Source organism: Curtobacterium sp. Csp1, from assembly GCF_013347185.1.
The window spans coordinates 3,336,443-3,349,982 of record NZ_CP054594.1 but is presented as its reverse complement, the minus strand read 5'-3'; the positions used below and the strand labels follow the sequence as shown (position 1 = coordinate 3,349,982).

The 13,540-nt window shown below is 74.1% G+C and carries 17 protein-coding genes and 1 tRNA gene; 12 read left to right on the top strand and 6 right to left on the bottom strand.

What is annotated here, in order from left to right; genetic code table 11:
- Window positions 1-168: 168 nt before the first annotated feature.
- Window positions 169-1,134, top strand: coding sequence for a helix-turn-helix domain-containing protein (locus tag HUN58_RS16090; protein ID WP_180225193.1), 966 nt, complete (start codon window positions 169-171; stop codon window positions 1,132-1,134).
- Here HUN58_RS16090 and HUN58_RS16085 read toward each other — a convergent pair.
- From HUN58_RS16085 to HUN58_RS16065, 5 genes are all read right to left on the bottom strand, one after another.
- Complete coding sequence (locus HUN58_RS16085) at window positions 1,119-1,256, bottom strand: hypothetical protein (RefSeq protein WP_167510051.1); 138 nt, start codon at window positions 1,254-1,256, stop codon at window positions 1,119-1,121. The two genes, HUN58_RS16090 and HUN58_RS16085, sit on opposite strands and share 16 nt — an antisense overlap.
- 102 nt (window positions 1,257-1,358) lie before the next feature.
- On the bottom strand, window positions 1,359-1,520 hold the full coding sequence (locus tag HUN58_RS16080; protein ID WP_167510050.1) for a hypothetical protein: 162 nt from the start codon (window positions 1,518-1,520) through the stop codon (window positions 1,359-1,361).
- The gene (locus HUN58_RS16075) at window positions 1,517-1,663 is read right to left on the bottom strand and encodes a hypothetical protein (RefSeq protein WP_167510049.1); all 147 of its coding nucleotides are present in this window, start codon (window positions 1,661-1,663) and stop codon (window positions 1,517-1,519) included. Before HUN58_RS16075 ends, HUN58_RS16080 begins: the two co-directional genes overlap by 4 nt.
- A 257-nt stretch (window positions 1,664-1,920) precedes the next feature.
- Window positions 1,921-1,993, bottom strand: a tRNA-Val gene (locus HUN58_RS16070).
- Window positions 1,994-2,035: 42 nt separating this feature from the next.
- Window positions 2,036-3,631 carry a long-chain fatty acid--CoA ligase gene (locus HUN58_RS16065; protein WP_141861267.1) on the bottom strand — a complete coding sequence of 532 codons (1,596 nt, stop codon included), beginning with the start codon at window positions 3,629-3,631 and terminating at the stop codon, window positions 2,036-2,038.
- A gap of 196 nt (window positions 3,632-3,827) precedes the next feature.
- On the opposite strand from HUN58_RS16065, the gene HUN58_RS16060 reads away from it, so the two are divergent.
- From HUN58_RS16060 to HUN58_RS16050, 3 genes are all read left to right on the top strand, one after another.
- Window positions 3,828-4,370 (top strand): MarR family winged helix-turn-helix transcriptional regulator, encoded by a 543-nt coding sequence (locus tag HUN58_RS16060; protein WP_141861265.1) that lies wholly within the window; start codon window positions 3,828-3,830, stop codon window positions 4,368-4,370.
- A 79-nt stretch (window positions 4,371-4,449) separates the two neighbouring features.
- Window positions 4,450-4,599 (top strand): hypothetical protein, encoded by a 150-nt coding sequence (locus HUN58_RS16055; protein ID WP_167510048.1) that lies wholly within the window; start codon window positions 4,450-4,452, stop codon window positions 4,597-4,599.
- Between the two features lie 5 nt (window positions 4,600-4,604).
- Complete coding sequence (locus HUN58_RS16050) at window positions 4,605-4,766, top strand: hypothetical protein (RefSeq protein ID WP_167510047.1); 162 nt, start codon at window positions 4,605-4,607, stop codon at window positions 4,764-4,766.
- Window positions 4,767-4,838: 72 nt separating this feature from the next.
- Here the strand turns inward: HUN58_RS16050 and HUN58_RS16045 are convergent, their stop codons facing one another.
- Entirely contained in the window at window positions 4,839-6,596 is a 1,758-nt protein-coding gene (locus HUN58_RS16045; RefSeq protein ID WP_180225192.1) for an AMP-binding protein, read from the bottom strand.
- A gap of 70 nt (window positions 6,597-6,666) precedes the next feature.
- On the opposite strand from HUN58_RS16045, the gene HUN58_RS16040 reads away from it, so the two are divergent.
- From HUN58_RS16040 to HUN58_RS16005, 8 genes are all read left to right on the top strand, one after another.
- Window positions 6,667-7,194: a hypothetical protein gene (locus tag HUN58_RS16040; protein ID WP_180225191.1), complete on the top strand. Its 528-nt coding sequence runs from the start codon at window positions 6,667-6,669 to the stop codon at window positions 7,192-7,194.
- 111 nt (window positions 7,195-7,305) lie between these two features.
- A complete protein-coding gene (locus HUN58_RS16035; protein WP_180225190.1) occupies window positions 7,306-8,286 on the top strand; it encodes an aldo/keto reductase in 981 nt (326 codons plus the stop codon).
- Window positions 8,283-8,897 carry a hypothetical protein gene (locus HUN58_RS16030; RefSeq protein ID WP_180225189.1) on the top strand — a complete coding sequence of 205 codons (615 nt, stop codon included), beginning with the start codon at window positions 8,283-8,285 and terminating at the stop codon, window positions 8,895-8,897. The genes HUN58_RS16035 and HUN58_RS16030 overlap by 4 nt, the downstream gene beginning before the upstream one ends.
- Window positions 8,898-8,947: 50 nt before the next feature.
- Complete coding sequence (locus HUN58_RS16025) at window positions 8,948-9,322, top strand: holo-ACP synthase (protein ID WP_180225188.1); 375 nt, start codon at window positions 8,948-8,950, stop codon at window positions 9,320-9,322.
- A gap of 103 nt (window positions 9,323-9,425) precedes the next feature.
- Window positions 9,426-9,746, top strand: a complete 321-nt coding sequence (locus HUN58_RS16020; RefSeq protein WP_180225187.1) for an acyl carrier protein — start codon at window positions 9,426-9,428, stop codon at window positions 9,744-9,746.
- Window positions 9,743-10,999, top strand: coding sequence for an acyl-CoA dehydrogenase family protein (locus HUN58_RS16015; RefSeq protein ID WP_217488544.1), 1,257 nt, complete (start codon window positions 9,743-9,745; stop codon window positions 10,997-10,999). Before HUN58_RS16020 ends, HUN58_RS16015 begins: the two co-directional genes overlap by 4 nt.
- Entirely contained in the window at window positions 10,996-11,958 is a 963-nt protein-coding gene (locus HUN58_RS16010) for an amino acid--[acyl-carrier-protein] ligase (RefSeq protein WP_217488543.1), read from the top strand. The genes HUN58_RS16015 and HUN58_RS16010 overlap by 4 nt, the downstream gene beginning before the upstream one ends.
- Window positions 11,955-13,535: an alpha/beta fold hydrolase gene (locus HUN58_RS16005; RefSeq protein WP_180225186.1), complete on the top strand. Its 1,581-nt coding sequence runs from the start codon at window positions 11,955-11,957 to the stop codon at window positions 13,533-13,535. Before HUN58_RS16010 ends, HUN58_RS16005 begins: the two co-directional genes overlap by 4 nt.
- Window positions 13,536-13,540: the final 5 nt, after the last annotated feature.

Sequence of the window (13,540 nt, the reverse complement as noted above, 5' to 3'; positions counted from 1 at the left end):
GACGCAGCGGCGCGAGCCGGGCACGTGGCGCGACCGCGTGACGGACGGGAGGCGCGGTGCCAGCCGGCACCGCGCCTCCCGTCCGTCAGCCGGTCACCATCCACCGTCCGCACTCGCCCCCGGTGTGGGGCATCGACCGTCGGTGGAGACCGGCAGAATGTGGAGGGCATGCCCACCGATGCCGCGCTCCCGCACGACGTCGACCGCCGCAGTACCTCCATCGACGAGGCGGTCGCGTTCTACGAGCGCGTCTACGACAGCCCGGACATCAACGTGGGGCGCGCGGTGCCCGACGGGTTCTCCTGGCGCTACCGAGCCGTCGGCGACGACGAGGTCACGGTCGGCACCTCGTCCGTGGGCGCGAACCGCTGGGGCACGGTCGGGCAGGGCACTGGGTACGTGCTCGCCTGGGCGACGGCTCCCGGGCTGACGCTCGACTCGGCGTCCCGCGATCCCCTGCAGATGCAGCCCGGCGTCCCGGTGATGTACCCGGTCGGACGCGACTTCGCGTTCGAGGCGCTCCCCACCACGCAGCACCTCATCCGGTTCGACAGCGGCTTCCTCGAGTCCGTCGCCGCGGCCCGTCGCGCCACCGTGCCCGGCCCCCTGACGTTCACCAGCACGACGGACGCCGCGCACCTCGAACACCTCCGTGGCCTCATCCGTGCCGCCGCGCCGGAGCTCCTCGACCCCGGCACCGACCGGGACCGCCGTGCGGCCCTCAACATGCTCGTCGCCGAGTCGGTCGTCGACGCGTACGACGCCGCCCCGACGGTCGACGTCGCCCTGTTCGAGGGCCCGGCGACGATGCGGTTCGCACAGGAGTGGATGATCGCGAACGCACACCGTCCGATCACCGGGACCGACGTGGCCCGCGCTGCCGGGGTCAAGGCCCGCGCCCTGCAGGCGACCTTCCAACGGCACGCCGACACCACACCGATGGCGTTCCTCCGCCAGGTCCGGCTGCACCGGGTGCGGGCGCAGCTGGTGGCCGGCGACCCGACGTCCACGACGGTCGCGGCCACGGCGGGCGCGTGGGGGTTCGCGCACCTGGGCCGGTTCGCCGCGTTCTACGCGGAGTCGTTCGGGGAGCGACCGTCCGAGACGCTCCGACGGGTTCAGCGCTTCGGCTGACCGGGCTCCGCGTCCACCGGTCGGTCGTCCTCGAGGGCCTCGACCGGGGCGAGCGAGTTGACGAACTCGTCCACGAACCGCTGGTGGTCGTGGTCGTTCGGTCCGGGCTGCTGTGAGGGCACCGTGCCACCCTAGGCGAATTCGCTAGAGCGCCTAGCGATCGATCCGGTCCGCGCGGCGCGCGTGCTGCGCGTCGGGCGCGCCGTGCGTCGGGCGCGCTGCGTTCAGGGCGCGACGAAGAAGTCGCCGTAGGTCGGCTCCCGCGGGACGTCCTCACCGACCCGGCGGAGCACCATCGCCGCGATCTCGTCCGGGTGGCTCATCCCGCGGCGGTGCCACTCGACGGCCTGCGTCCGGGGGTCCTCGGCGTGCTCGTGTCCGGTCACGCCGGCACCAGGACGACGACGAGGACCGAGGCGGCAGCGGTGGCCAGGGCGAGCCCGAGCGCTGTGGCACCCGCGGCGACCAGACGCAGCCGTGGCAGGTCGCGGGGTGCGACGTGGATCGCGGGGATCGTCGTCGGTTCCATGTCGGGCCGCCTCACTGGTGCGCCGGGGAGCGCTCGTCACCAGCATGACGCCTCGAGGTTAGTTTGCCTAACTACGTTCGGGAACCGGATGGCGCCCGAGGCGGAGCGCAGGACGCGGACGGATCGGTGTCCCGCATCGCCGCCCACCGATCGGCCGGTTCCCGCACCGAGTCTCAGCCCCGGCGACGAGTTCCGCGTGCCCGGGTACGAGACTCGTCGCACCGCCCGAGACTCGGCCGGCGCCGGTCGCGCACCAGTGGGCCCTGCCGGGATCGAACCGACGACATCCACGGTGTAAACGTGGCGCTCTACCAGCTGAGCTAAAGGCCCCTGCCGTCGATCCTACCGGCACCGGTCGGCGCTGCCGATCCGTCAGGCGTCCCCGAACCGGTCGACGAGCTCCCGCTTGAGCACCTTCCCGCTCGGCCCGAGCGGCAGCGCTTCGAGGACGTGTACGACCCGCGGGTACTTGTAGACGGCGATCTCGTCAGCGACGAAGTGGATGAGCTCCTCCGGCGTGACGGTCGCCCCGTCGCGCAGGACCACGGCCGCGGCGACCTCCTGCCCGTGCACCTCGTGCGGGATCCCGAACACGGCGGCCATGGTCACGTCGGGGTGCGACGCGAGGACCTCCTCGACCTGCCGCGGGTACACGTTGTAGCCGTTCCGGATGATCATGTCCTTGGTGCGGTCGACGATCGTCAGGTACCCGTCGTCGCCCTTCGTGCCGAGGTCTCCGGTGCGGAACCATCCGTCCACCATCACGGCGGCGGTGTCCTCGGGGCGGTTCAGGTACCCGTTCATCAGGTTGTGCCCGCGGATCACGAGCTCGCCGATCTCGCCGTTCGGCAGGAACCGGACGGCGTCGGTGACCTCGGGGTCGGCGATCTCGATGTCGACGCCCCAGATCGGCGTCCCGATCGTCCCGGGGTGCGGCGCGGTGCCGACGTGGTTGAAGGACGCGACGGGCGAGGTCTCGGTCAGGCCGTAGCCCTCGTGGATCGGCGCGTCGTACACCTGCTGGAACTTCTCGAGCACGGCGAGCGGGAGCGACGCGCCCCCGGAGATCGCGTAGCGCAGGGCCGGGCGACCCTCGCTGCGGGTCGCCGCGTCGAGGAGCGCCATGTACATCGTGGGGACGCCCATGAAGATCTCGCAGCCGTGCTCGACCATGGCGGCGAGTGCGGCGTCACCGTCGAACTTCGGCAGCATCACGATCGTCGCGCCGGTGCGGAAGCCGGTGTTCATGGTGCAGGTCTGCCCGAAGGTGTGGAACAGCGGGAGCGCACCGAGCAGGACGTCGCCGCGGTGCATGTCGAACGTGCTCATCAGGTTCGTGTTGACCTGCTCGAGGAGCGCGAAGTGCGATCCCTCGGCGCCCTTGGGGCGCCCGGTCGTGCCGCTCGTGTACAGGATCGTGGCCGTGTCGAACGGGTCCCGGGGCACGTACGTGGTGAGGGGCTCGCTCGACCCGGCCAGTGCCTCCAGTCGGTCGTGGCCGTCCGCGGAGTCCGCCGGTGCGAGCACGGTGACCACGTCGACACCGGCGAGGTCGGCGCCGGCGGCGCCCTCGCCGAGGAGCGGGGCGGCGCAGACCAGCAGTCGCGCGCCGCTGTCGCGGAGCACGTACTCGATCTCCTTCCGCTTGAGCAGTGCGTGCACGGGGACGACGACCGCGCCGAGCGCGAGCGTGGCGTAGTAGACGCGGGCGAAGTCGGCGACGTTCGGGACGAGCATGGCGACGCGGTCGCCCTCGGCGACCCCGCGGGCACGGAGCGCACCGGCGTAGCCGAGCGTCTCAGCCCACAGCTCGGCGTAGGTGGTGCGGCGGTCGCCCACGATGACGGCGACGTCGTCGGGGTAGCGGCTCGCGGACTCGGCCAGGATCGCGGCGACGGACGCGGTCGCCTGCGTGGTGCGCGCTCCGGCGACGGTGCTGGACGCGGGGTGCTCGGTGGTGCTGGTCATGCCGACCTTCCGTCTCGTGTGACGACTGCTCACGACGGAGCCTACGTCCCGGCCGCGGGCGGCGTCCGTGCGCCCCGCCGCGAGGGCACGCCCGGCTCGGTCGGTGCCTGCCGGCTCCGACGGGGCCGTGCGCCTGTACCCCGGTGCAGGCGTGTCCCCCGGTATTGTTCGGCGCACCGCAACAGGAGGTTTGCTCGTGGCCGAAGGCGACACGTACGACGCGACGGGGTACTGGTACCCCGATCGGCCGTCCCGGTCCGGCGTCGAGGTCCTGACCCTGATGCGGCGATACCGCGCCGCCGAGGTCGCGATGCGCGAGCGGACGCGGCGGTCGATGAAGATGAACGCGACGGACATGGAGGCGGTCCGCTTCCTCCTGCGCGCCGGCGAGCGTGACGAGCAGGTCCGCCCAGGCGACCTCGCGACCCACCTCGGCATCACGTCCGCGTCGACCACCGCGGTGGTGAAGCGCCTCGTCGCCTCCGGGCACGCCGAGCGCCGCCCGGACCCCACGGACGGCCGGGGCGCGCTGCTCGTCGCGACGGGGCACACCGACGAGGAGGTCCGGACCGAGCTCACCGACGTGCACGCCCGGATGATCGCCGCCGCCGAGCGGCTGTCGCCGCAGACCGTCGACGAGATGGCCGGGTTCTTCACGGAGCTGATCGCCGCGATGGAGGACGACGGATCAGAGGCGCGTGACCCGCTGTCCCATATGCGTACGCATTCAGATCAGTAGTTAGACAAACTAGAGAAACCAGCGCATGCTGGACCCAGCCACCGAGACGGTGGTCTCCGACGACACGGAAGGGCCGGCCATGAGCACCATCGACGCGACGCACTCGCAGTTCTCCGAGGTCCGCGAGGCAGCAAGGGGCCGCCTGCTCGCCGCCGTCGCGACGAGCCTCGGCATCGTCGCCGTGACGGTCGCCACCGCCGCCGTGACCGTCGTCACCCTGGGGGCCTGAGCACGATGGGCCACCTCCGCGAACTCAGCGAACTCCAGCGCCACCCGCACGAGTGGCACCGCCGCGGCATGCGCCACCCGGACGAGATCGACGCCCTCGTGCACCACCGCACCATCGGCGACGTGCCGCAGGAACCGTCGTACGGGGACTTCTTCCGCGCGGTCTGAGGCCGCGACTGACCGACGCCGCGCGGTTCGGCACCGCGCAGCGGTCTGCTCGGCTCAGCGCCTCGCGTCGGCTCAGCTCCGCCGGTCGTCCGCCCGACGGCCCACCGAACGCAGCTCCGGGAACTGCTCGTCCCGCCACTCCCCCGCCACCGGCACCCCGTCTGCCACCGCGCGCTCCTCGCGCTCCCGCAGCTCGACCCGCCGGATCTTCCCCGAGATCGTCTTCGGCAGCTCTGCGAACTCGACCCGACGCACCCGGGCGTAGGCCGGCAGCGACGTCCGGGCGTGCCCGAGCACCGCGCGGGCGGTCTCGGCGGACGGCTCCCATCCCGCGGCGAGCGCCACGTAGGCCTTCACCACGTTGAGGCGGGCGTCGTCAGGAGCCGGCACGACCGCGCTCTCGGCCACGGCGGGGTGCTGCAGCAGGGCGCTCTCGACCTCGAACGGTGACACCTTGTAGTCCGAGGACTTGAACACGTCGTCGGTCCGCCCGATGAACGTCAACTGCCCGTCGGCGTCCCGGCTCGCGATGTCGCCGGTGTGGAAGGAACCGTCGCGCATCGCGTCGTCCGTGCGGGCCGGGTCGCCGAGGTACCCCGACATCAGGTTCGTCGGACGCTCGGTCAGGTCGAGGCAGACCTCGCCCTCGTCACCCGGCTCCCCGGTGAGCGGGTCGAGCAGCACGACGGAGACGCCGGGCAGCGGCTGCCCCATCGCCCCCGGGGTGACCGGGGAGCCGGGGACGTTGCCGATGATCGCGGTCGTCTCGGTCTGCCCGTAGCCGTCGCGGATGGTGAGCCCCCACGCCGCCTGGACCCGCGCGATGACCTCGGGGTTGAGCGGCTCGCCCGCCGAGACGACCTCGCGCAGCACCCGCGGCTTCGGTCCGAGGTCCGACTGCAGCAGCATCCGCCACGCGGTCGGCGGCGCGCAGAAGGTGTCGACGCCGTCCTGGTCGAGCCGGGCGAGGAGCCCCGCCGGGTCGAACCGCGGGGTGTCGTACACGTAGACGGTGGCCTCGGCGATCCACGGCGAGAAGAAGCAGCTCCACGCGTGCTTGCCCCATCCGGGCGAGCTGATCGCCAGGTGCACGTCACCGGGGCGGAGCCCCAGCCAGTGCATGGTGCTGAGGTGTCCGACCGGGTACGAGGTCTGCGAGTGCACGACCATCTTCGGCTTGGACGTCGTGCCCGAGGTGAAGTACACCAGGCACGGGTCGGTGGTCAGGGTCGTGACGACCGGTCGCTGCTCGTCGGCCGGTGCGGGCTCGCCGAGGTCCGTCGGGTACGAGCGCCACCCCTCCACGTCGCCGCCGATCACGATGCGGGACTCCGCCCCGGTCACGCCGTCGAACTTCGGCGTCTCGCCGCGGTTCGTCACGACGTGCGCGACGGCGCCGCGGTCGACGCGGTCCTGCAGGTCCGCGGTGTCGAGCATGGTGGAGGTCGGCAGGATCACGGCGCCGAGCTTGATGACGGCGAGCATGGTCTCCCACAGCTCGAGCTGGTTGCCGAGCATGACGAGCACGTGGTCGCCCTTCCGGACGCCCCACCGGTCCAGGTGCACCGCGAGCCGATCCGACCGCGCGGCCATCTCGGCGTAGGTCGTGCGGGATCCGCCGTCCCCGTCCACGATCCACAGCGCCACCCGGTCGTTGTCCCGCGCGACCACGTCGAACCAGTCGGTCGCCCAGTTGAAGGTCGGGCCGAGGTCCGGCCACCGGAACGTACGGCGAGCGGCGTCGGCGCGGACGGGGTCCTGCTCGTCGAGGACGGCGAGGAGCTCGTCCCGGGCGGCACGGTAGGCGGTGGTCGGGTTCGTGGAGGGCACCGGTCGATCATGCCCGATGCGGGCGGGGATGCGCAGCGCTCCCGCACCGGACGGGGGTACGGTCGCACGCGTGGACGGTGTCGGTGTGGTCGACGAGGCCGGGCGGCTGCGGCTGCTCGGCGCCGCCGTGGCGGGTGCCGCGTTCGGCGGGGTGCTCGCCGTGCTCCTCGCGTCGTCGTGGACGGCCGCGACCACCGGTCTGCTCGTCGGGGTCGGCGTCCCCGCCGGCGCGGTCGGCGCCGGGATCGGCGTGTGGTCGCAGCTCCGGAACTGGCGCACCGCCGGCGGCTACGAGCAGAGCGTCCGTGCCCAGCGGTGGGTCGCCGACGGCGCCGTGCCGCCCGGCGTCCCCGCCGAGACCTGGGTGCCGCTCCTGCAGGCGCAGGCGGACCGCGAGGGGGCCGGCTGGAGCAAGATCGTGCTCTGCGTCCTGTGGGGCCTCATGACGTGGTCGGCCGAGCCGCAGCACGGACCGGTCCTGACGGTCCTGCTCGTCGGCCTGTGGGTCGGGATCGGCGCCTGGTCGGCGCTCTGGGTGATCCCCCGGGCCCGCGCTGCGCGCGTGGTCCTCCGACGCGGGGTCACCACCGTCCCCTGACCAGGACGGCCTGGAGGCACGCCCCACTCCGCCCCGCTCGTCGCGGACACCGCGGGGCGGGGGACGGACAGACCGCGGCGACCCCACGGTGGCGTGACTACGCTCGGCCGCATGCAGAGTCGCACCCTCGGCCGTACCGGCCGCTCCGTGTCCGTCGTCGGTCTCGGCACCTGGCAGTTCGGCGGTGACTGGGGTCCCGTCAGCGAGCAGGACGCGAACGCCGTGATGGACGCCTCCGTCGAGGCCGGCGTGACCCTGTTCGACACCGCCGACGTGTACGGCGACGGGCGGAGCGAGCAGCTCATCGGCGCCTGGCGCCAGGACCACCCCGACGTCCCGCTGACCGTCACGACGAAGATGGGCCGCCGTGCCGAGCAGGTCCCGTCGAACTACGTCGCCGCGCACTTCCGCGAGTGGGTCGACCGCTCCCGGGAGAACCTGCGGCAGGACACCCTCGACCTGGTCCAGCTGCACTGCCCGCCGACGCCTGTCTACGAGGACGACGCCGTGTACGACGCCCTCGACGCCCTCGTCGCCGACGGGTCCGTCGCCGCCTACGGTGTCTCGGTCGAGACCGCCGACCAGGCGCTCACGGCGATCGCCCGACCGAACGTGGCGACCGTGCAGGTCATCCTCAACGCCTTCCGCCTGAAGCCGCTGGACCGGGTGCTCCCCGCGGCGCGCGGAGCGGGTGTCGGCATCCTCGCCCGCGTCCCGCTCGCGTCGGGACTGCTCTCCGGCAAGTACACGACGGACACGACCTTCCCGGAGCAGGACCACCGCAACTACAACCGGCACGGCGAGGCCTTCGACCAGGGCGAGACCTTCAGCGGCGTCGACTTCGCCGACGGGGTGCAGGCCGCGCAGGCCTTCGCCGCGGCGCTCCCGGAGGGCATGTCGGTCCCGCAGGCCGCGCTCGCGTGGATCATCGCGCAGGAGGGTGTCACGGCAGCGATCCCCGGGGCGCGCAACCCGGAGCAGGCCCGCTCGAACGCCGGCGCGGCGGACCTCGGCGAGGTGCCGGGGCTCGACGCCACGGTGCACGAGCTCTACGACCGGTGGTTCCGCGCCGCCGTGCACGACCGGTGGTGACGACCACACGACCCGGCCGGGCCGGGGACCGCGCCCGAGGCGCCCGGCCGACGGCGCCCCGCGCCGTCGTCGTGACGCTCGTCGCGGCGGTCGCCGTCCTGCTGCTGGCCGTCTGCACGGCGCCGGCGGCGGGGACGACCCGCACCGTGCCTCCCTGGCCGGCGCCCACCGACCTGCAGACGCGAGCCGACGCGGCGGGCCTGCACGACGTGTGGGGCGAGCCGCTGGCGGAGCACGTGCACACCCACCTCACCATCCTGGACGGCGACGTGCCGGTGACGGTGCCGGCGAACGTCGGCCACTCCGACCGCGAACGGTTCGCCGCGGAGCTGCACACCCACGACACGTCGGGCATCCTGCACGTCGAGTCCCCCGAGCGACGGACGTTCACGCTCGGCCAGTTCTTCGACGAGTGGGACGTGTCGCTCGGCGCCGGGCACGTCGGCGGGCTGCGGGGTGAACTCACCGTCTGGGTCGACGGCCACCGGTACCTCGGCAACCCGCGCTCGATCGCGCTGACCGACCGCCGGCAGATCGTTCTCGCCGTGACCGGGATCGGGCAGGTCCCGCACCTGCCGCAACCGTTCGACTGGCCGCCGCAGTACCGCTGAGCCGTGCGGACGACCAGGGGCGCGCCCCCACGCCGTACGCTCGCACCGTGATGGCCATCCGCACCGGCACCGACCTCGCCGCCGTCGACGACGTCGTCGCGGCCGTCGCCGCACACGGCGAGCGCTACCTGTCCCGCGTCTTCACCGACCGGGAACGTGCCGACGCCGGGGACGACCCGGAACGCCTGACCGCCCGGTTCGCCGGGAAGGAGGCGGTGCTCAAGCTGCTCCGCCCCGCTCGCGACGAGGCGGTCCCGCTCCGCGACGTCGCGATCGTGCTCGACGCGGACGGCGCCCCCACGGTGGAGCTGTCCGGCCGGGCCGCAGCGCTCGCGGACGCCATCGACTGCGGTGCGATCGCGGTGTCGCTGTCCCACGAACGGGGACTCGCGGTCGCGACCGCGGTCGCGCTGACCCAGCGCTGACGACGGCCGGTCCCGCGTCGGGGCTGGTCGGGCCCGGAGGCGTGCGGTTTCCCGCACCCGCACGGCGGCTTCCCGAGGCCCGGTCGTCCCTATGGTGGCGGGCATGGACCAGGACCCGAACCCCGTCGCCACCGCTGTCGCACCCGACGCCAGCGAGGTCGAGCAGGTCGTGCGCGGCGCCCTGGCGGACCACGGCCGGCTCGCCGTGGACGCCCGGGACGTCGCCTCGATCGCGGACCTCTACACGCTCGGTCTGACCTCGCACGCATCGGTGACCGTGATGCTCGCGATCGAGGACGACCTCGACACCGAGTTCCCGGACGCGCTGCTGCACCGCTCCACCTTCGCCACGGTCGAGGCCCTCGTCGCCGCGGCCACCACGGCACTCGTCGGCGCCGGCACCCCGACGGGGGCGGCAGCGTGAGCGCCCCCGTGCTCGACCGCCCCGCCGGGTCCGGCCCGGGTGTTCCGGCCGTCGCGAGCGCACCGGCCGTCGCGGCTGCACCCGCCGCCGCGGCCGAAGGGGCTCCCGCGGACCGCTTCGCCGAACGTGCTGCCCGGGTCGCCGAGGTCGCCGCCCGCCACGCGGACGAGGTCGACCGGGACGCCCGACCCCCGCGCGAGGCCATCGCCGCGATGCGCGAGCACGGCCTGCTCGCCGCCGCGGTGCCCGTCCGGCTCGGTGGCGAGGGCGCGACCCTCGCCGAGCTCTCCCGCGTCGCGACCACCCTCGGCCGCTCGTGCGCCGCCACCGGCATGGTGTTCGCGATGCACCACGGCCAGGCGATGGCCCTCTGGCGGCACGGCGGCCCCTCGGCCGGGATCGCCCGCACGGTCGACGCCGTCCGCGACGGGGCGCTCGTCGCGTCCGCGACCACCGAGCGCGGCGTCGGCGGCGACACCCGCCGCAGCACCTGCGCCGTCGAGACCACCGCTGACGGCCGCGTGCACCTGCACAAGGACGCGCCGGTGATCTCCTACGCCACCGAGGCCGACGCGGTCCTCGTCACCGCGCGCCGCTCCCCCGACGCGGCACCGTCCGACCAGCGTCTCGTCGTCTGCCTGCCGTCGGACACCACGCTGACGCAGACGTCGACGTGGGACACCCTCGGCCTCCGCGGGACCTGCAGCCACGGCTGGGTGCTCGACGCCGACACGGACGCCGACCTCGTGCTCCCCGAGGACTACGCCACGATCTCCGCGACGACGGTCCTGCCGGTGTCGCACGTCCTCTGGGCCTCGGTCTGGCTCGGCATCGCCGCCGACGCCGCCGACCGTGCCCGCGCCGCCGTCCGGAAGCAGGCCCGCGCCTCGCTCGGCACGACCCCGCCGTCCGCCCTCCGCCTCGCCGAGCTGCTCGTCGACCTGCAGGCGCTCGGCGACACCGTCCGCCGGTCGGCCGACCGCTTCGACGAGGCCGCCGACGACCCGGAGACCCTCGGGTCGCCCGCCCACGCCCTCGCCGCGAACGCCCTCAAGGTGGGCGCCTCCGAGCGCGCCACCGACCTCGTCACCCGGGCGCTCCGCATCGTCGGGATCGCCGGGTACGCCGCGAGCGGCCAGACCAGCCTCGGCCGCCACCTCCGCGACGCGCACGGCGCCGCGGTGATGGTGGCCAACGACCGACTCCTCGCCGCCGACGCCGACCTCGCCCTCATGACGGGAGCACTGCTGTGACCATCACCCAGCCCGGGACCCAGCCCGACACCGACCAGGACCTCTCCGCGCTCGACGCGGCCCGCGCCGACCTCCGCGGGCGGCTGCTCGCCGACGGGGTCCTGCTCGACCTCGGCTCCCCCGGTCTCTACGGCCGCACGGGCGTCTTCGAGCGCGTGTACGCCGCCGTCGACGCAGCGGCGGTCCGGAGCCAGGCCGACCTCGACGCCGATGTCCTGCGCTTCCCGCCCGTCGAGCCCCTCGCCGCCTTCGAGCGCACCGACTACATCGCGTCCTTCCCCGACCTCGCCGCCGCCGTGTCCGGCTTCACGGGCGACGACCGCGCCCACCGCGCACTCCTGGCGGCCCGCGACCGCGGCGAGCGCTGGGAGTCGTTCCTCGAGCCCGCCGACCTCATGCTGACCCCGGCGGTCTGCCACCCCGTCTACGGGCTGATCGGCGACGTCGTGCCCGCCGGCGGCCGGAACCTCGACGTCCTCGGTGACTCGTTCCGCCGCGAACCGTCCCTCGACCCGATGCGGCTGCAGGCCTTCCACATGCACGAGTTCGTGCACGTCGGCACGCCCGCGTCCGCCCGGGCGCACCGTGACGACCGCATCCCGGGCATGCGCGCGCTGCTCGAGTCCTTCGGTCTCGGCATCGACGTCGTCCCCGCGAACGACCCGTTCTTCGGACGGGTGGGGCAGGTCCTCGCCCGCAACCAGGTCGAGCAGTCGCTCAAGTTCGAGTTCGTCACGCACGTGTACGGCCCGGACCTGCCCGAGACGGCGATCAGCTCGGCGAACCTGCACGAGGACCACTTCGGCACGTCGTTCGGCCTCCGCACCGAGGACGGCGCGGTCGCGCACAGCGCCTGCCTGGCCTTCGGCCTCGAGCGCATCACGATCGCCCTGTTCGCGCTGCACGGCACCGCCCCGGACCGTTGGGACGGCGACGTCCGCGCGGCCCTCGGCCTGTGAGCACGCACCACGGCTGGTCCGGTCGCCCCGCGATGCGGGTCGCCGTCCAGCTCCCCGACGCCGCGCGCGCTGGCGTCGTCCTCTGCCCGCCGCTCGGCCAGGAGGGCGTGATCGCGTACCGCACGCTCCGCCTGCTGGCGGACGGCCTGGAGGATCGTGGCGTGGCCTCGGTGCGCTACGACCCGTCCGGACGTGGCGACTCCGCCGACGACGCGGCTCCGGACGCGCAGGTGCGTTCCGCCCGGTGCGCGGCGGCGCTGCTCCGCCGCGCGGGCGTCGAGCGCATCGCCTTCGTGGGACTGGCGTCGGCCGCGCTCGTCGCGGCGGCCGCCGCGACGGACGACGACGCGCTCGTCGTCTGGGACGCCCCGGCATCCGGCCGAGCATGGCTCCGGGGCCAGCGTGCCCTCGCGGCCGTGTCGGTCAGCGGCGCACTCACGGTGGACGGGGTCGAGTCGCTCGTCGGCATCGACCTCCCGCCGGCCGAGGTCGCGGTCGTCGAGGCACTGACCTACTCGGCGCGCAGCGGTCCGACGATCGCGGTCGTCCGGCCGGGCTCCCGCGCACCCCGGGCCCTCGGGTCGGCCGAGGTGCTCGAGGTTCCGGGCACCGCGGAGCTGCTCGACGGCACGAGCATCGACGCGCGGATCCCCGGGGCAGCGGTCGCCAGGATCGTCGACCGGCTGGACGCCTGGGCACCCGCGGTCGCGACGTCGACCACGGCGCCGGCGCTCGACGAGGTCCTCGACGTCGACGACCGCGTCGCCGAGCGCATCCTCCGGATCGGCCCGCACGGGCTGTTCGCCGTCGAGACGGTGTCGTCGGCGCAGGACGAGGACGCCCCCGTCGTCGTCCTGCACAACGGCGGTGCCGAACACCGCACGGGCGCCACCGACTACCAGGTCGACCTCGCCCGGGCCCTGGCCCGCGACGGCGTCCGGGTGGTCCGGGTCGACCGCCGTGGCACGGGCGAGAGCTCACCGGTGCACGCGGACGAGCAGGCGTTCCTGTTCGCCCAGGAGTGGCTGGACGACCAGCGAGCCGTCGTGGCCGCGTTGCGCGTGCCCGCCGAGCGACTGGCGATCGTCGGGATGTGCGCCGGCGCCTGGCTCGCCGGCCGGGCGGTCGAGGAGCACCCGCGGCTCGTCGTCGAGATCAGCCCGAACGACTACCGCCGCACCCCGGCCGCGCCGGGGTCGTACGCCGAGACCGCACAGGGGGTCGCGGACGCCTCCCCGCTTCGCCGTTGGCTGCGTGGTCCGTACAACCGCTGGGTCCCGGCCGGTCTCCGTGACCGCATCGCCCGTCGGGGTGCCCTGGGCAGCGTGGTCGGTCACCTCGGACCCGTCCTCGACCGCGGCACCGACGTCGTGGTCGTGGCCACCCCCGAGGACGTCGCACTGTTCGACCGGTTCGGCGGGCGCCGTGCGGTCCGACGGTGGGGCGCCCGGCTGACCGTCGTCGAGGTCCCGGACGGCGACCACGCGCTCTTCTCCCCCGGGATGCGCCGGACCGTCGTCGCCGAGGTGCGGTCGCGGGTCGCCGAGACGTTCCCCGCACGGGCGCTGTCCCGCTGAACGCG